General features: G+C 65.1%; 16 protein-coding genes. 14 read left to right on the top strand and 2 right to left on the bottom strand.

Going from position 1 to position 17,126, the window contains the following annotated elements; genetic code table 11:
- The first annotated feature begins 5 nt into the window (after positions 1 to 5).
- From PVV74_RS16320 to PVV74_RS16255, 14 genes are all read left to right on the top strand, one after another.
- Complete coding sequence (locus PVV74_RS16320; RefSeq protein ID WP_103764721.1) at positions 6 to 941, top strand: glutamine amidotransferase; 936 nt, start codon at positions 6 to 8, stop codon at positions 939 to 941.
- Positions 929 to 1,798: a GXGXG motif-containing protein gene (locus PVV74_RS16315; protein WP_103764722.1), complete on the top strand. Its 870-nt coding sequence runs from the start codon at positions 929 to 931 to the stop codon at positions 1,796 to 1,798. Before PVV74_RS16320 ends, PVV74_RS16315 begins: the two co-directional genes overlap by 13 nt.
- Before the next feature lie 80 nt (positions 1,799 to 1,878).
- Positions 1,879 to 3,243, top strand: a complete 1,365-nt coding sequence (locus tag PVV74_RS16310; protein WP_103764723.1) for an FMN-binding glutamate synthase family protein — start codon at positions 1,879 to 1,881, stop codon at positions 3,241 to 3,243.
- A 77-nt stretch (positions 3,244 to 3,320) separates the two neighbouring features.
- Positions 3,321 to 3,734 carry a hypothetical protein gene (locus PVV74_RS16305; RefSeq protein WP_103764724.1) on the top strand — a complete coding sequence of 138 codons (414 nt, stop codon included), beginning with the start codon at positions 3,321 to 3,323 and terminating at the stop codon, positions 3,732 to 3,734.
- 22 nt (positions 3,735 to 3,756) lie between these two features.
- Complete coding sequence (locus tag PVV74_RS16300) at positions 3,757 to 4,608, top strand: carbon-nitrogen hydrolase family protein (RefSeq protein ID WP_274593951.1); 852 nt, start codon at positions 3,757 to 3,759, stop codon at positions 4,606 to 4,608.
- Positions 4,605 to 5,204 (top strand): hypothetical protein, encoded by a 600-nt coding sequence (locus tag PVV74_RS16295; RefSeq protein ID WP_274593950.1) that lies wholly within the window; start codon positions 4,605 to 4,607, stop codon positions 5,202 to 5,204. The genes PVV74_RS16300 and PVV74_RS16295 overlap by 4 nt, the downstream gene beginning before the upstream one ends.
- Positions 5,205 to 5,442: 238 nt before the next feature.
- Positions 5,443 to 6,147 (top strand): GntR family transcriptional regulator, encoded by a 705-nt coding sequence (locus PVV74_RS16290; protein ID WP_245890565.1) that lies wholly within the window; start codon positions 5,443 to 5,445, stop codon positions 6,145 to 6,147.
- A complete protein-coding gene (locus PVV74_RS16285; protein WP_274593949.1) occupies positions 6,137 to 7,045 on the top strand; it encodes a dihydrodipicolinate synthase family protein in 909 nt (302 codons plus the stop codon). The genes PVV74_RS16290 and PVV74_RS16285 overlap by 11 nt, the downstream gene beginning before the upstream one ends.
- The gene (locus PVV74_RS16280) at positions 7,042 to 8,535 is read left to right on the top strand and encodes an aldehyde dehydrogenase (RefSeq protein WP_274593948.1); all 1,494 of its coding nucleotides are present in this window, start codon (positions 7,042 to 7,044) and stop codon (positions 8,533 to 8,535) included. Before PVV74_RS16285 ends, PVV74_RS16280 begins: the two co-directional genes overlap by 4 nt.
- 64 nt (positions 8,536 to 8,599) lie before the next feature.
- Positions 8,600 to 10,156 carry a trimethylamine methyltransferase family protein gene (locus PVV74_RS16275; protein WP_274593947.1) on the top strand — a complete coding sequence of 519 codons (1,557 nt, stop codon included), beginning with the start codon at positions 8,600 to 8,602 and terminating at the stop codon, positions 10,154 to 10,156.
- Positions 10,157 to 10,186: 30 nt separating this feature from the next.
- Positions 10,187 to 11,371, top strand: a complete 1,185-nt coding sequence (locus tag PVV74_RS16270; RefSeq protein ID WP_274593946.1) for a cytochrome P450 — start codon at positions 10,187 to 10,189, stop codon at positions 11,369 to 11,371.
- Entirely contained in the window at positions 11,371 to 12,102 is a 732-nt protein-coding gene (locus tag PVV74_RS16265) for an SDR family NAD(P)-dependent oxidoreductase (protein WP_103764732.1), read from the top strand. The genes PVV74_RS16270 and PVV74_RS16265 overlap by 1 nt, the downstream gene beginning before the upstream one ends.
- Positions 12,099 to 12,830, top strand: a complete 732-nt coding sequence (locus PVV74_RS16260) for an SDR family NAD(P)-dependent oxidoreductase (protein WP_274593945.1) — start codon at positions 12,099 to 12,101, stop codon at positions 12,828 to 12,830. The genes PVV74_RS16265 and PVV74_RS16260 overlap by 4 nt, the downstream gene beginning before the upstream one ends.
- Positions 12,827 to 14,155, top strand: coding sequence for an NAD(P)/FAD-dependent oxidoreductase (locus PVV74_RS16255; RefSeq protein ID WP_274593944.1), 1,329 nt, complete (start codon positions 12,827 to 12,829; stop codon positions 14,153 to 14,155). The genes PVV74_RS16260 and PVV74_RS16255 overlap by 4 nt, the downstream gene beginning before the upstream one ends.
- A gap of 59 nt (positions 14,156 to 14,214) precedes the next feature.
- On the opposite strand, the gene cueR is transcribed toward PVV74_RS16255, so the two are convergent.
- Together cueR and PVV74_RS16245 are read right to left on the bottom strand one after the other, a co-directional pair.
- On the bottom strand, positions 14,215 to 14,601 hold the full coding sequence (cueR, locus tag PVV74_RS16250; protein ID WP_103764735.1) for a Cu(I)-responsive transcriptional regulator: 387 nt from the start codon (positions 14,599 to 14,601) through the stop codon (positions 14,215 to 14,217).
- Complete coding sequence (locus PVV74_RS16245; protein ID WP_274593943.1) at positions 14,598 to 17,045, bottom strand: heavy metal translocating P-type ATPase; 2,448 nt, start codon at positions 17,043 to 17,045, stop codon at positions 14,598 to 14,600. The genes cueR and PVV74_RS16245 overlap by 4 nt, the downstream gene beginning before the upstream one ends.
- Positions 17,046 to 17,126 lie beyond the last annotated feature (81 nt).

Here is a 17,126-nt window from a genome sequence, read left to right as displayed (position 1 = left end):
TCCAGATGTGTGGAATTGCTGGACTAATCTACAAGGGCAAGAGCAGCGACGTGGGGTCGGAGATGACCTCGATGCTGCTGGCGCTCAAGCACCGTGGGCCGGACAGCACCGGCTACGCGGTATACGGTGAACCGACCGAGGGCGATTACATCATGCGCCTGAAGGTGGCCGAGGCCGAGGACATGGAAAAGGGCCGTGGCGTTCACAAGGTGATCGAGGACCGTATCGCCTATGTCGAACAGGTGATGGAAGAGCATGGCGCCAAGATCAAGTCCAAGGAAGCGCCCTTGGAATACGCGCTGCGCTACGTGTTCAGCGGGGCCGACAATGTCGGCGAGATGGCCGAGCATATCGAGGAAACCGATGGGATCGAGATCCTGTCGATGGGCAACGGCCTGGAGCTGATCAAGGATCTGGGCGATGCGTCGGTGGTGTCGAAGGCGTACGGCCTCAACGATTTCAAGGGCACGCATGCCATCGGGCATACGCGGATGGCCACGGAATCGGACGTCGACATCAAGTCGGCACACCCCTACTGGGCGTTTCCCTATAACGACGTGAGCGTGGTGCATAACGGCCAGATCACCAACTACTGGATCATGCGCCGCGAGATGGAGCGCAAAGGCCACCGGTTCATGTCGAACTGCGACAGCGAACTGCTGGCGGTCTATACCGCGCACAACCTGGCCAACGGCATCACGCTGGAAGAGTCCCTGCGCAAGTCGATCGAGGAGATCGACGGGGTGTTCACCTATCTTGTGGCCACCAAGGATCAGCTGGGCATGGCGAAGGACACGATGGCGGCGAAACCGCTGGTTCTTTACGAATCCGACGACCTGATCGCCATGGCGAGCGAAGAGGTGGCGATCCGCGCGATCCTTCCGCAGGAAATCGACACGACAGATCCCTACGATGAGGAGGTCCGGGTATGGCAAGCGTAAGCGACGCAGAACTGAAGAAGATGACCCAGGAAGAGCGGGTGACCGCGCTGGGCATGCGGACCGAACAGCTGACGGGCAAGTCGCTTTACGTCGAGTTCGACCCGGATGCCGAGGAGCGTTTCACCTATCCGTGGGCGCCCGACGTGGACTTCAACAAGCGGACCGAGATCGACTGTGACGGCAAGACCGTGACGGAAGTGAACTCGAACATCCGCGAGTTGATGAAGGAAGGTTACGGCACGATCGTGCTGCAGAACCCGCGGGGCATGCACAGCCTTGGCGTGGGGATCCTGAGCAAGCTGAACCTGATCATCGAAGGCTCGACCGGGTACTTTTCCGTCGGCCTGATCGACGGGCCGAACGTGCGCATCAGCGGACGTGTGGGCTGGTCCTGTGGCGAGAACATGATGTCCGGGACGATCATGATCGAGAAGAACGCAGGCTCGACCTTTGGCGCGGCCATCCGGGGCGGCGACCTTGTGTGCCGGGGCTCGGTGGGCTCGCGCACGGGGATCGACCAGAAGGGCGGAACGATCATCGTCGGTGGCGATACCGGCGCGCTGAGTGGCTTCATGATGCAGCGGGGCCGGATGGTGGTCTGCGGCAACGCGGGCAAGAACCTGGGCGACTCGATGTATGACGGCACGATCTACGTGGGCGGCGACATCAAGAGCCTGGGCGTGGATGCTGTCGAGGCGGAGTTGACCGAGCTCGACAAGAAGTGGCTGACACGGAAGCTGACGCAATACGGCCTGATGCCCGACAAGGGGGTGGATCACTTCACCAAGGTCGTCGCCGGCAAGATGCTGTGGAACTACGACAACCTCGAGCCGTCCGAGAAGAAACTGATTTTGTAATGGTGGGGTGAAACCCCACCCTACGCCGGACGTGTAGGGTGGGTTTGCAACCCACCTCACCATGCACGAAGGAGACAATCATGGCTGATGGTGATCTGCCGCAGAAAAAACAGCTGGACCGCGATGTAAACCGCATCGGTGACAGCTTCATCTTCCCGCCGCGTGTGATGGATGACATCCACATCAAGTCCGAGCTTGGCCGGTACCGGATGCGGGGGTTCTCGCTGTTCAAGAAAATCCCGCACTGGGATGACCTGACCTTTTTGCCCGGCACGCTGACGCGGTTCGTGATCGAAGGGTATCGCGAGAAATGCGAGACCAAGACAGTGATCGGTCCGCGCGCCAAGGTGCCGCTGGAGCTGGATATCCCAGTCTATATCACGGGCATGTCGTTCGGCGCATTGTCCTACGAGGCGAAGACCGCGCTGGCGCGGGGCGCCACGATGGCGGGCACGGCGACCTGTTCGGGCGAGGGGGGCATGATCCCCGACGAGCGGCGCTATAGCTCGAAGTGGTTCTACCAGTGCATCCAGTCGCGCTATGGCTTCAACCCCAACCACCTTGTTCTGGCCGATGGCTGTGAATTCTTCATCGGGCAGGGCTGCAAGGTGGGTCTGGGCGGGCACCTGATGGGTCAGAAAGTGACCGACCAGGTGGCCGAGATGCGGTCGCTGCCCGCGGGGATCGACCAACGCTCGCCGGCGCGGCACCCCGACTGGCTGGGCCCGGACGACCTGGCGCTGAAGATCCAGGAGATCCGCGAGGCGACCGACTGGCAGATCCCGATCCAGCTGAAGCTGGGGGCCTCCCGCGTGTTCGACGACGTGCGGATGGCGGTGAAGTGCGACCCGGATTCGATCTATATCGACGGGATGGAAGGTGGCACGGGCGCGGGCCCGCACCTGGCCACGGAAGATACCGGTGTGCCGGGCATGGCGGCGATCCGTCAGGCGCGGAAAGCCATCGACAGCCTTGGCAAGCGCGGCGAGATCAGCCTGGTCTACGCGGGCGGGATCCGGAACGGCGCGGACGTGGCCAAGGCCATCGCGCTGGGCGCGGATGCCATCGCGATCGGTCACTCGGCCATGATGGCGCTGAACTGCAACAAGGACATCCCCGAGGCCAATTATCCCGAGGAAATCGGGGCCGAGCCGGGCTATTGCTATCACTGTCACACGGGGCGCTGCCCGGTGGGCGTGGCGACGCAGGATCCCAAGCTGCGCGAGCGGCTGGACCCGGACGAGGCGGCGGAGCGCGTGTACAACTTCCTGCACACGCTGACCATCGAGGCGCAGTTGTTCGCACGGGCGTGCGGCAAGACCTACCTGCACTCGCTGGAGCCGGAGGACCTGGCCGCGTTGACGATGGAGGCCTCGGCCATGGCGGGGGTTCCGCTGGCAGGCACCGGCCATACGGTTGGCGTCGAGGATTATCACCATTTCTAAACGGTGGGTTGGAAACCCACCCTACGTGTACGGCGTAGGGTGGGGTTTACCCCACCTCCCGATAAGGAGGGAAAACAATGGCTGGAACACAATATCGCGGCTCGGAGATTACCGATGTCGACCAGTTCCTGAAGGACAAGGACGGGCTCGGCTCGGAGCGGGAAAAGGAAATCGGCCAGCATATCGGCTATCGCTATGACGTGAACCTCGTGCCGGATTATGACCGGATCACGCCGTTCCTGGAAAAGTACATCGAGACCATGGGCTGGGACGACCTCAACTGGCTGGAAGACGTGCACATGGGTTACGAGGAAGGCTCGCCGGCGGTGTTCGACCGCAACAACAACGGCTGGGTGCGGGTGCCTGACACGATCGAGCTGCCCGACAACCAGCAGGACCGGGACATGATCGCGCGGGAACTCCTGATCAAGTTCCAGATGTCGGATCGGCACCCTTTGGTGAACCTGCGCAAGGCCTATATGAAGTTCTGAAGGAACTTTGAAAGGACCAGACATGACGCGCCCGATCAACATCGCCTGCCTGCAGACGCGGCCCATGCCCGATTTCGCATCGGCCTGGGCGGAAGCGCGGCCTTTGGCCGAACAGGCGGTGGCCGACGGGGCGCAGGTTCTTTTCCTGCCGGAATATTGCGGTGGGTTGAAAACGGAGGGTGCGGCTGTGGCGGCGCCCTCTGCCCCGGAGGACGAGCAACCGTTCCTGCGCGAGGCGCAGGCCTTTGCGCGGGCGGCGGGGGTGTGGATGAACCTCGGGTCCATCGCCGTCGATGGCCCGGATGGGCGGATCATCAATCGCGGGATCATGCTGGACGATTCCGGCGTGATCCGCGGACGGTATGACAAGATCCACATGTTCGACATCCAGCTGAGCGAGACGGAAGTGTACCGCGAGAGCGAGCGGGTGGCGCCGGGCAGTCGCGCGGTCATTCACGACACGCCGTTCGGGCGGATCGGGCACACGATCTGTTACGATCTGCGGTTTCCGATGCTGTGGCGCGGCCTGGCGCAGGCAGGGGCGGAGATGCTGATTTGCCCCGCGGCCTTTACCAGGAAGACGGGCGAGGCGCATTGGCATGTGCTAAACCGGGCGCGGGCGATCGAGACTACGCGGTTCGTGGTGTCGCCGTGTGCCATCGGTCCGGTGCCGGGTGGGGGCGAATGTTTCGGTCATTCGCTGATCGTCGGACCCTGGGGCGAGGTGCTGGCCGAGGGCGGCACGGAGCCGGGCGTGGTTCAGGCGGAGATCGACCTGGATGACGTGGAAAAGGCCGCGGGCCGGGTGCCGAGCCTGACCAGCGACCGGGAGTTCGACATGGAAACGCCAGACCCCGAGAGGAGCGTGGCATGACATCTTTGGCGGCCCAACTGGGGCAAAGCTATTCCGACAACCCGCTGCGGCTGGGGTTCCTGAAGTGGCAGTGCCACGTGCGGCAGCTGGCGATGCGCAACAATGACGGGCGGCCGGATGATGCGATCATGCCGGAAGTCACGCCAGAGGGGCATGATCAGCCGATGGGCGTTGTGATCACGCTGTTGAACAAGGCGCCGGGGTATTCGGTGACGCCCGAGTTGCAGCACATGGCGGCCAAGACCAACGACCCGGCGCAGCGGCGGCAGACCGCGCTGCAATTCCTGTCGGCGACATATTACCAGAAGGCCAAGGAATTTTCTGATATCCTGACCGCGACGTTCCCACCGGGCAGCGAAGGCGCCAAGGCGCTGCATGAGGCGGGGCATGCGACGCTGCGCTTCGCGGCTTACGGGCAGGAGTTCGAGCTGGCTTGCAAGGTCTGGCGGTTGGCGCCGCACAACCTGCTGCACCAGTCGACGATGGCGCATAACGTCCTGTTCAACCCGGCCCTGCCGCCGGCGACCGAGGTTCTGGGGTTCGAGCCCGACTGGGACGCGAGCCGGGCCGATCCGCCGGTGGGCGCACGGCGCTGATCCAGTCAGGTTGAGCGCGTTTCACGCGCGCAGGCTTGTCTCGGCCTTGTGGCCTCGGGGGCGTGAGGGCGGCGTGACGCGCTGTGCCTGACGGTACGCGTATGGCCGGCGGGGGCCTGCGCGCGAGTATTTTTGGCAAGAAAAAGATAGGCTTGGGGCAATCGGTCGGGCGATGTCGAATTGAATCGACGTATGAATACAAAATGTATACATTATGTATTCAGCAAGGAGATTCGTTTTGACCGCCGACAAGAAGACCCAGTGCCTGGAAGACCTGCGGATGCGCATACTGACGCAGGATATCGCGCCGGGCAGCGACCTGGACGAGGCGACGCTGTGCGAGCGGTATGCCATGTCGCGCACGCCGATGCGGGAGATCCTGCAGCGGCTGGGCGGTGAGGGGTATGTGGACCTCACGCAGAATCGCGGAGCCAAGGTGGCGTCGATGGACCTGCCGGTATTGCGGACGTTCTTTCAGACCGCGCCGATGATCTATGCCAATGTCGCGCGGCTGGCGGCGGAGAACCGACGCGAAGGCGAGATCGACGGGTTGAAGGAGATCCAGGACTCGTTTCGCCGGGCCACCCAAAGCGGCGACGCGGCGAAGGCGGCGTTGCAGAACCACCGCTTTCACCTGGCGATGGGGGAGATGGCGCACAATCCCTACCTGCTGCCCAGCCTGAAGCGCATGCTGATCGACCATACGCGGCTGAGCCAGACATTCTATCGCCCCGCATCGGCGGACGAGTCGCTGCGGGTGGTGAAGGCCTGCGACCACCATGACGCGATGATCGTGGCCATCGAGCGGCAGGAGTCGGGCCTGATGGTGGATCTGACGATCGAGCACTGGAACCTGTCGCGCGACCGGCTGGAGCGGTTCGTGAGCCCGGATCCGTTGCCGATTGACGTTTTGCCGATGAAGGATCGTGAAGATGCAGTTTGAGGGGATCTGGACGCCCATCGTGACGCCCTATCGTGAGGATTTCACGGTGGACGAGGGCGCGTTGGGCGACGTGGTGGAGCAGTTGATCGCGGGTGGTGTGGCCGGGATCATCAGTGCGGGGACCACGGGCGAATATTACGCGCAGAGCTTTAAAGAGCGGGCGTGGCTGGCGGCCAAGACGCATGAGCTGATCCGTGGCCGTGTGCCGCTGGTCGTGGGCACGGGCGCGTTGCGCACCGAGGACAGCATCGAATTCGCGAAAATGGCGAAGGACGTGGGCGCGGATGCGATCCTCGTGGCGACGCCGCCTTATTCGGTGCCGACGGGGCGCGAGATTGCGCTGCACGCGCTGGCGATCGACCGGGCGGTGGATATGCCGGTGATGCTGTACAATTACCCGGGCCGGATGGGCGTGAACATGGACGAGGAGACCTTGGATCGCCTGGGCCGCTCGGCCAATTTCTGCGGCATCAAGGAGAGCAGCGGCGACATCAACCGGCTGCACCTGATCGCGCGGGACTATCCGCATCTGGGCCTTCTCTGCGGGATGGATGACCAGGCGCTGGAGTTCTTTGCCTGGGGCGCGAAGGGCTGGGTTTGCGCCGGGTCGAATTTCGCGCCCGAGGCGCATGTGGCGCTGTACCGGGCCTGCGTGGTGGAGGGGGATTTCACCAAGGGGCGGGCGATCATGTCGGCGATGATGCCGCTGATGCGGGTGCTGGAGCAGGGCGGCAAGTTCATCCAGTGCATCAAGCATGGCGTGACGATGCGGGGCATTCCGGCGGGGCCGCCGCGCAAGCCGCTGTTGCCGCTGAACAAGGATGACAAGCGTAGCCTCGAAGAGGTGATCCGCACGATGAACACGGCCATTGCCGCGATCGAAGGGGGCAAGAAATGAGCGAGCTTCTGACACGGGACGAGTATGGCGCGATTGCCGCCGAGATCGATCTGCCCAAGGCGCCCTTTGTCGATGGCAAGTTCCGCAAGGGATCGGGGCCGGTGATGGAGACGGTGAACCCCGCGACGGGGAAGGTCCTGGCGAAGATCTCGACCGCCAATGCGAAGGACGTGGATTTCGCCGTGGAAAAGGCGCGGGAGGCGTTTGAGCGCGGCGAGTGGTCAAAGGCGCATCCGGGCGCGCGGAAGGACGTGTTGATCCGGTTGTGCAAACTGATCACGCGGCGGCGGCATGAATTCGCGGTGATGGAGAGCCTGGATAGCGGCAAGCCCATCCGCGATTGTGAGGCCGTGGACATTCCCGAGGTCATTCACACGATCAAGTGGCATGCCGAGCTGATCGACAAGATCTATGACCAGGTGGGGCCGTCGGGCGACGATGCGCTGAGCCTGATCGTGCGGGAGCCGCTGGGCGTGGTGGCCTGCGTGTTGCCGTGGAACTTTCCTCTGCTGATGATGGCGTGGAAGATCGGGCCGGCGCTGGCCGCCGGAAACTCGGTGATCGTGAAGCCCGCCGAGCAGACCTCGCTGACCGCGTTGCGGCTGGCGGAGGTGGCGCATATGGCGGGCGTGCCGCGCGGCGTGTTGCAGGTGCTGCCGGGGGATGGGCCGAGCGTGGGCGAGCCCTTGGGGCTGCATATGGGCGTGGACATGGTGAGCTTTACCGGCTCGACCGAGACCGGCAAGCGGTTCCTGCGCTATGCGGCGGACAGCAACATGAAGAAGGTCACGCTGGAATGCGGGGGCAAGAACCCCGCTGTTGTCCTGGAGGATGCCGAGAACCTCGATCACGTGGCCGAGCACGTGGTGAACGCGGCGTTCTGGAACATGGGTGAGAACTGTTCGGCGGCCAGCCGGGTGATCGTGCACAAGGCCGTCAAGGCACCGCTGATGGAGCGGATCGTGGCGCGGATGCGCGACTGGAAGACCGGCGATCCGTTGGACCCGGCGAACCATCTGGGCGCGCTGGTGGATGCCGAGCATTGCAAGAAGGTGGCCGGCTATCTCAAAGGCAAGGCGGTGGCCGGGGGCGGCAAGCCAAAGGGCAATTTCATCGAGCCGACGGTGTACGAGGTGAAGAAGGACGACAAGCGGGCAAAGGAGGAGATCTTTGGCCCGGTCCTGTCGGTGATCGAGGTGGCGAGCGAGGCCGAGGCGATCGAATTGGCCAATGACACGGCGTATGGGCTGGCGGCGTCCGTCTTTACCGGGAACGTGCGCCGCGCGATCCGGGCGGCGCGGGAGATCCGGGCGGGGACGGTGACGGTGAACTGCTACGGCGAGGGGGACATCGCCACGCCCTTTGGTGGGTACAAGCAGTCAGGCTTTGGCGGGCGGGACAATGGCGTGCATGCGCATGACCAGTTCACCGAGGTGAAAACGATCTGGGTCGACCTGAGCGATCCCAAGGATGGGGACAACGTCGGGTAGGGTGGGTGTGAACCCACCAGCGCAGCAACGGTGGGTTGGCACCCACCCTACGAGGAATAACGCGATGGATGAGGTTATGGAAAAGAAGTCCGCAAGGCGGGGGCGCGGGGCACGCACGGCGCAGCGCGCGATGCGGGACGTGAAGATGTTGCCCAGCCTGAAGCGGGGGCTGCCGCTGACCGAGCCGATGAGTGCGGAAGAGATCGAGCGGATTGACGCTGCGAGCATGGATATCCTCGAAAACGTGGGCGTGGTGTTCCGCGATGAGATCGCGATTGCCGACTGGAAGCGGGTCGGCGCGGAGGTGCGCGACGGCGACCGGGTGCATCTGGACCGGGGGCTGGTGCGGGAGTTGATCAAGTCGATCCCCGAGACGTTCACCTATCACGCGCGGAACCCGGCGCATAACCTGCCCTTCGGCAAGGATCATGCGATTTTCGTGCCGATGACGGGCGCGCCGTTCCTCCGGGATCTGGACGACGTGCGGCGGAACCCGACGCTGGACGACCTGGCGAACTTCCACAAGCTGGCGCAGATGTCGCCCGCGCTGCATTCCAGCGCGCATCATATCGTGGAGCCTTATGACCACCCGATCAGCCAGCGGCATTTGCGGATCACCTATTCGTCGATGAAGCATTCGGACAAGACGTTCATGGGGATGACGACCAGCCCCAAGAACGCCGAGGACGTGATGGAGATGTGTGCGATCCTGTTCGGAGAAGACTTCCTTGAGGATCATCCGGTGGCGACGGGGAACTGCAACGGCAACAGCCCGCTTGTGTGGGACGAGACGATGCTGGGCGCGATGCGGGCGTTCTGCCGTCGCAACCAGCCGGTGCTGTGCAGCCCGTTCGTGCTGGGCGGGGCCAATACGCCGGCGTCCGTGGCACCGGCGGTGGCGCAGTTGAATGCCGAGGCGCTGAGCGCGCTGGCCTATACACAGGTCATTCGCAAGGGGGCGCCGGCGATCTATGGGCATTACCTGTCGACGGTCAGCATGAAGTCGGGCGCGCCGATGGCGGGGACGCCGGAGATCAGTCTTATGAACATGATGATCGGGCAGATGGCGCGGTTTTATGGCGTGCCGTGGCGGTCCTCGACCAACTTGGGTGGGGCCAAGACGCTGGACGCGCAGGCGGGGTACGAGAGTGCCACGACCCTGATGGCGTTGCAGATGGCGGGGACGAATTACATGTGGCACGCGGCGGGCTGGAACGAGGCGGGGATGCATTGTTCGATGGCGAAGTTCGTGATCGACGCCGAGCAATGCGCGATGGCCTACCGGATGGCCGAGGGCATCCGCTGGGACGATTTCGACGAGGCGGTGGCAGCCGTGGGCGATATCGGGCCGGGGGGGCATTACCTTGGCCATCCCCATACGCTGGCGAATTTCCAGCGGGCGTTCTTCATGCCGGATCTGTTCGACAACAACTCGATCGAGCAGTGGCAGGCCGAGGGCGCCGTGGAGGCCAATGCACGGGCGCAGGCCTATGCGCGCAAGATGCTGAACGAGTACGAAGAGCCGAAGCTGGACGAGGGAGTGAACGAGGCGCTGCTGGCGTATATTGCAAAGCGGGAAGGCGAGATCCCGGCGGCGGATGCGCTGAACCAGGAGTATTGAGAACGCGCCGCGGCGCGGGGAGTGATGCACATGGGCAACCTGCCGTATCTGGACCTGAAAGACCCGAAGTTTTCGACCCGGGGGGCGGAGGTCGTCGCGGCGCGCAAGGCCCATTGGTGCGCCGAGACGCCCTTTGGCCTGGCGGTGCTGCGGTATCGGCAGGTGGGCAAGATCCTGCGCGACCGGCGGTTTCGACAGGGCAGCCATAACTGGCCGGATACGGTCGGGATCGAAGGGCGGTTCGCGGATTTCTGGCGGGATTCGGTGATCGGGCGCGAGGGGGAGGCGCATCAGAAGCTGCGCGCGCTGGCGGTGCCGGCGCTGAGCGAGGAGTATGTGCTGTCATTGGTGCCCGCGTTTGACGAGATCGCGCGGGATTTGTGCGCGGATCTGCGCGAGAAGAGCGCCTGCGAGTTTCAATCGGCGTTTTGCGAGCCCTTCGCGGGGCAGGCGATCACGACCCTGCTGGGGATGGAGCGCGAGGCGTGGCCGCTGGTGGCGCATAATGCCGCGGATCTGGGGCTGGCGATGGGGATCGAGGCCCCGAAATACCAGGAGCGGTTCAACGCGGCCTGCGAGACGCTGTTTCAACTGGCCGATCAACTGGTGGTCAAGGTGCGGCGCGGCGAGGATAGCGAGAGTTACGTCGCGCGCATGGTGGCGGAGTTCGACCGCAACGGGGACTGCACGCATGAGGAATTGCTGAATACCATCGTGATTTCGATCTTCGGCGGTGTGGATACGACGCGGGCGTTGCTGGGGCTTGGCCTGTCACTGTTCATCGAGAACCCCGGGCAGTGGCAGATGCTGCGCGAGGACGAGAGCCTGATCCCGAACGCGGTGGAAGAGTTCATCCGCGCGCGGCCGACGACCACCTGGTCCACGCGCGAGGCGGTCGAGGACGTCGAGATGGACGGGATGATGATCCCCAAGGGCACGGTGCTGAACCTGCTGGTCCATGCGTCGGCGCGGGATCCGGAGATTTGCGAGGACCCGGGCTTTGACATCACGGTCAAGCGCAAGCGGCATTTCGGGTTCGGCGGCGGGGCGCATCACTGCATCGGGCATTTCGTGGCGCGGACGGACACGGGATGCGCACTGGATGCGTTGCGGCAGACTTTTCGGACGGTGGACTATGACGGCGCGCCGGAATGGCTGCCGGATAGCGGCAATACCGGAGCGTTGAGGTTGCCCGTTCGTTACGAGGTCGCGTGATGCGATTCGACGGCAAGGTCGCGCTGGTCACGGGGGCCGCAGGCGGCATCGGGGCTGCGCTGGTGCGGGCGCTCCGGGCGGAGGGCGCACGACTTGCGGTGAGTGACCGCGACAGTTCTGCCGTCGAGGCGGAGGCGCATCTGGATGGCGACCTTTTGGATGGTGCCTTCTGCGATGCATTGCCCGGGCGGGTCGAGAATGCCTTGGGCGGTCTGGACTTGGTGTTCAACAATGCCGGCGTCATCACGCGCGGCGATATCACCACGACGCGCGATGACGACTGGCGCCTGACCATTGGGGTGAACGTGGAGGCGCCGTTTCGGATTTGCCGGGCGGCGATCCCGATCCTGGCAGCGCGGGGCGGCGGGGCGATCGTGAACACGTCTTCCTGTTGGGGTTTGCGGCCGGGACCGAACCATCCGGTCTACGTGACGAGCAAGGCGGCGATTGCCAGCCTCACGCAATGCCTGGGCCGGGATCATGCGCATCAGGGAATACGCGTGAACGCGGTCTGCCCCAACGAGGTGGACACACCGATGCTGCGCACGGGCTTTGCGGCACGCGGGCTGGACCCGGAGCAGGCGATCAAAGACCTGAACGCGAGCGTGCCTGTGGGGCATATCGCAAGCCCGGAAGAGATCGTGGACGTGATGCTGTTCCTGGCGTCGGACGCGGCGCGGTACATGTGCGGGGCGCTGGTCGAAGTGAATGGTGGAAAGGCCGTGATATGAGCAGGTTCGAAGGCAAGGTCGCGCTGGTAACCGGCGGGTCGAGCGGCATGGGCGCGGCCACTGCGGCGATCCTGGCCGAGGGCGGCGCGCGGGTGTTCTGTGCGCAGCGCGGCGGGTCGGCGCACGAGGATATCGCGGCGGATTTCAGCGATGACTCCGTGCCCGAGCGGGTGATGGCGGCGGTTGCCCAGAAGGCAGGTACGCTCGACATCCTGGTGAACAATGCCGGGATGATGCGCGAGGGCACGGTCGAGGAAACGTCGAAGGCGGACTGGGATATCCAGTTGCATATGAACCTGACGGTGCCGTTTCTGCTGATCCGTCACGGAATGGCGATGCTGCGCGAGGGCGGTGGCGCGATCGTCAATCTCGGCTCGGTCGAGGGGCTTGGAGCGAACCCGCGGCACCCGGCCTATTGTGCATCGAAGGCGGGTTTACACGGGCTGACACGGTCCGTGGCGGTGGACCACGGCAAGGATGGCGTGCGCTGCAACGCGGTGGCGCCGGGGTGGATCGACACGCCGCTGAACGAGGGTTTCATCGACAGCATGCCGGACCCGGCGGCGTTTCGCGCCGGGATCGCGGGGATACACCCGGTGCGGCGGACGGGCAAACCCGAGGAAGTGGCGCAATTGATCTGCTGGCTGGCAAGCGACGAGGCGAGTTTCGTGACGGGACAGGTCTGGACCATTGACGGCGGCCGGATGGCCCAGTTGAGCCTGCCATGAAGGTGCGCCAGTTGCCCTGTGATCCGGGTGTGACCGGGTGGAACGCGATCCTGCCCGAAGCAGAGCCGGCGAAGCCGCTGGAAGGGGCGATGACGGCGGATTGGCTGGTGATCGGCGGCGGGTTCGCGGGGCTGGCGGCCGTGCGGCGGTTGAGCCAGCTGCACCCCGAGGCGAAGATCGTCCTTTTGGAAGCCAAGCGGATCGGGGAGGGGCCTGCGGGGCGGAACTCGGGCTTCATGATCGATTTGCCGCATGACCTGTCATCGAAGGATTATGGCGGGGCGCTGGAGAAGGACGTCAGGCAGACGCGGATGAACCGGACGGCCATCGGTTTCGCCGGAGAGATGGCGGAGGCCTTCGGGTTGGGCGCGGAGGCATGGCAGCAGACGGGAAAGACCAACGCGGCGGCGAGCGGGAAAGGGCATCGGCACAATCTTGATTATGCCGCGCATCTTGAAGCGATGGGCGAGGCGCATGAGTTGATGGATGCTGGCGCCATGCAGGACATGACCGGATCGGAGTATTATCGCAGCGGGCTCTATACGCCCGGCACGGCGATGATCCAGCCGGCGCTGTTCGTGCGCGGCGTGGCGCGGGGCCTGGTCAGCAACCGGGTGCGCATTTGCGAGGGGTCGCCGGTGACCGAATTGCGGCGCGACGGCGATTGGGTGGCCGTGACTCCGAAGGGCCGGGTGACGGCGCCGAAGGTGATCCTGGCGGTGAATGGTCATGCCGAGAGTTTCGGGCAGTTCAAGGGACGCCTGTTGCACCTGTTCCTGTATGCCTCGATGACGCGGCCGCTGACCAACGGCGAGAATGCCCGGCTTGGCGCGGAACGCTGGGGACTGACCCCGGCGGACCCGATGGGCAGCACGGTGCGCAAGATCAGCGGCACGGGCGGCACGCGGATCATTATGCGCAACCGTGTGACTTATGATCCGTCACTGAAGGTCTCCCAAGGGCGCGTGGCACGGATGAGCCGGTCGCATGACAGGGCCCTCGCGGCACGGTTTCCCCAGCTTGCGGGTGTCGAGATGGAGTATCGCTGGGGTGGGCGGCTGTGCCTGAGCTGGAACGGCGCGCCGGCGCTGGGTGAGGTGGAGGAGGGGCTGTTCTCGGCCTGTTGCCAGAACGGGCTTGGCACGGCGCGGGGCACGCTCCATGGGATGGCGATGGCGGAGCTGGCCTCGGGCGTCGAGAGCGATATCGTGGAGCATGTCATGGCGCAGGGGGAGCCGTCGCGCCTGCCGCCGTTGCCGTTCACCTATGTCGGGGCAAATGTCACGATGAAGTGGGGGGAATGGAAGGCGGGGGCGGAGCTGTAGCCCAAGTTTATTCGTGCGAATAATCTTGGGCGAGAATTTTCGTACGAAAATTCTGACGCTCAGTGGCGGGCGAGGTCATTCAGGATCGGGCAATCGGGGCGGTTGTCGCCGGCGCAGCAGTCGATGAGGTGGCCGAGCGTGTCGGCCATGGATTGCAGTTGCGCGATTTTCTCGTTGATCTGTTCCAGGTGCTGGCGGGCGATGGATTTGACGTCGGCGCTGGCGCGGGTGTCGTCCTCGTAAAGTGCCAGCAGCGTGCGGCAATCCTCGATGGAAAAGCCCAAGGTCCGGGCGCGGCCCAGGAAGGCCAGCTTGTGCAGGTGGCTGTCGGTGAAGACGCGATAGCCGTTGGCGCCACGGTCGGGCGTGATGAGGCCGATCTCCTCGTAGTAACGGATGGTTTTGGGCGGCAGGCCGGTCTTGTCTGCGATCTGCGAGATGTTCATTGCGGGGTCTCCGGGGTCAGGCGGCGCAGGCGCAGGGCGTTGGTCAGCACGAAGACTGAAGAGAGCGCCATGGCGCCGGCGGCGAGCATGGGCGACAGTAGCGCGCCCGTGACAGGGTAGAGCGCGCCGGCGGCGACGGGGATGAGCGCGGCGTTGTAGGCGAAGGCCCAGAACAGGTTCTGGCGGATGTTGCGCAGGGTGCGGCGCGAGACATGGAGCGCGGTCAGCACGTTTGCGGGGTTGCCGGAGACGAGCACCACGTCGGCGCTTTCGATGGCGACGTCCGTGCCGGTGCCCATGGCGATGCCGATATCGGCCTGTGCCAGCGCGGGCGCGTCGTTGATGCCGTCGCCGACGAAGGCGGTTGCGCCATGCGCCTCTTGCAGGCGGGCGATGGTGTCGCGCTTGTCGCCGGGCAGGACCTCGGCCTCGACGTGGTCGATGCCCAGGCGCGCGGCGACGGCGTGAGCCGTGGCTGCCGTGTCGCCGGTGATGAGGGCGGTTTGCAGGCCCATGCCATGGAGGGCTTGGATCGTATCCCTTGCCTGATCCTTGATTGGATCGGAGACCGCGAGCAAGGCGGCGATCCGGGTGTCGATGGCGGCGAAGACAGGCGTTTCGCCTTTGTTGGCAAGCTCATCAAGCTCGGCCTTGAAGGGGGCGGTGTCGATGTCGTGCATCTGCATCAGGCGCGCGGTGCCGACCAGAATGTCTTGGTGGTCCACGGTCGCGGTGAGACCGTGACCGGACTTGGCCTTGAACGCCTTGACCGCGGGCAGAGTGAGGCCTTCGGCTTGGGCGGCGGCCTCGATGGCGCGGGCGATGGGGTGCTCGGACTGTGCCTCTGCCGCGGCGATGGCGGCGAGGGTTTCGGCGCGGTCGAAGCCGGGGGCGAGGTGCAGCGTGGTGAGGGTTGGGCGGCCCATCGTGAGCGTGCCGGTCTTGTCGAAGGCGACGACCTTTGCCTCGGCCAGGGTCTGGAGCGCGTCGCCCTTGCGGAAGAGCACGCCGAGTTCGGCGGCGCGACCGGTGCCGACCATGATCGAGGTGGGCGTGGCGAGGCCCATGGCGCAGGGGCAGGCGATAATCAGGACCGAGACGCCTGCCACGAGGGCGAGACCGAGGGCGGGATTGGGACCGAAGGTGAGCCATGTAAGGACGGTCAGGACAGCGGTGGCGATGACCACGGGCACGAAGATGCGCACCACGCGGTCGGCCAGCGCCTGAATCGGGAGTTTGGCGCCCTGGGCCTCTTGGACCATGGCGACGATGCGGGCGAGCATGGTGTCGCGGCCGACGCCGGTGGCGGTCATGGTCAACGCGCCGTCGCCGTTGATCGTGCCGGCGATGAGGGCGTCCCCGTCGGATTTGGAGACCGGCAGGGGCTCGCCCGAGATCATGGATTCGTCCACGTAGGACGTGCCGTCGGTGACGGAGCCGTCGACGGGGATGCGTTCGCCGGGGCGCAGTTGGATCCTGTCGCCGACGCCGACCTGCGCGACGGGGATTTCGGTGTTTTCACCGTTTCGTATCACGCGGGCGGTGTCGGGTTGCAGCCCGATGAGGCGGCGGATGGCGGCGCCGGTCCGGCCGCGGGCGCGGGCCTCCATCCAGCGGCCCAGAAGGATGAGGGTGACGATGACGGCGGCGGCCTCGAAATAGACGGCGACGGTGCCGGGGGGCAGGACGGTCGGCGCGAAGAGCGCGAGGGTCGAGTAGCCCCAGGCGGCAAGGGTGCCGAGGGCGACGAGGCTGTTCATGTCGGGCGCGCCGCGAAAGAGCGCGGGCAGGCCAAGCGTGAAGAATTGCCGGCCGGGAAAGGCGAGGACCAGCGTGGTGAGGATGAATTGCAGGGTCCAGAGCGTTGGCTGGCCGATCAGGCCGTGCAGCCAGTGGTGGAATGCAGGGATGAGGTGCCCGCCCATTTCGGTGACGAAGACCGGCAGGGTCAACGCCCCGGCGAGCAGGGTCATGCGGCGGGCATGGGTGATCTCTGCGGCGCGGCGCGAAGCAGCGGGATCGGGCGTGTCTTCCTCGGACGGGCGGGCCGGGTAGCCGGACTGCGTGACGACGCGGGCGAGGTCGGCGGGCGTGGCGGTGCCCGCCAGGTAGGTGACCTGCGCCGTCTGGGTCGCGAGGTTGACGGTGGCGGTCAGCACGCCTGGGGTTGCCGTCAGGCTGTCTTCGACCCGGCCCACGCAGGAGGCGCAATGCATGCCGTCAATCGAGAGGGTCGTTTGCGCCGTGCGGGCAGGATAGCCCGCAGAGGAGAGCGCGCCGGTGATGGCGTCGAGCGACGCGGTGCCGGTGTCTACCTGCGCGGTGCCGGTGGCGAAGTTCACGGTTGCGGCGTCCACGCCCGGCAGGGACGTGAGCGCGCGTTCGGCGCGGCCCGCGCAGCCGGCGCAGGACATGCCGTCAATCTCTAGGCGAAGCGTTGTCATGAGGCGTAGATAAGGGTTCCAGTGACTGGAAGGTCAAGGGGGTTTTCAGGAAATACATGGGTGCCGCGTGGGTTTTCACCC

This window comes from Roseovarius sp. SK2, from assembly GCF_028807495.1.
In the GTDB taxonomy this organism is placed as follows: domain Bacteria; phylum Pseudomonadota; class Alphaproteobacteria; order Rhodobacterales; family Rhodobacteraceae; genus Roseovarius; species Roseovarius confluentis.
The sequence above is the reverse complement of the archived record's forward strand: the minus strand, read 5'-3'. Positions and strand labels throughout refer to the sequence as shown.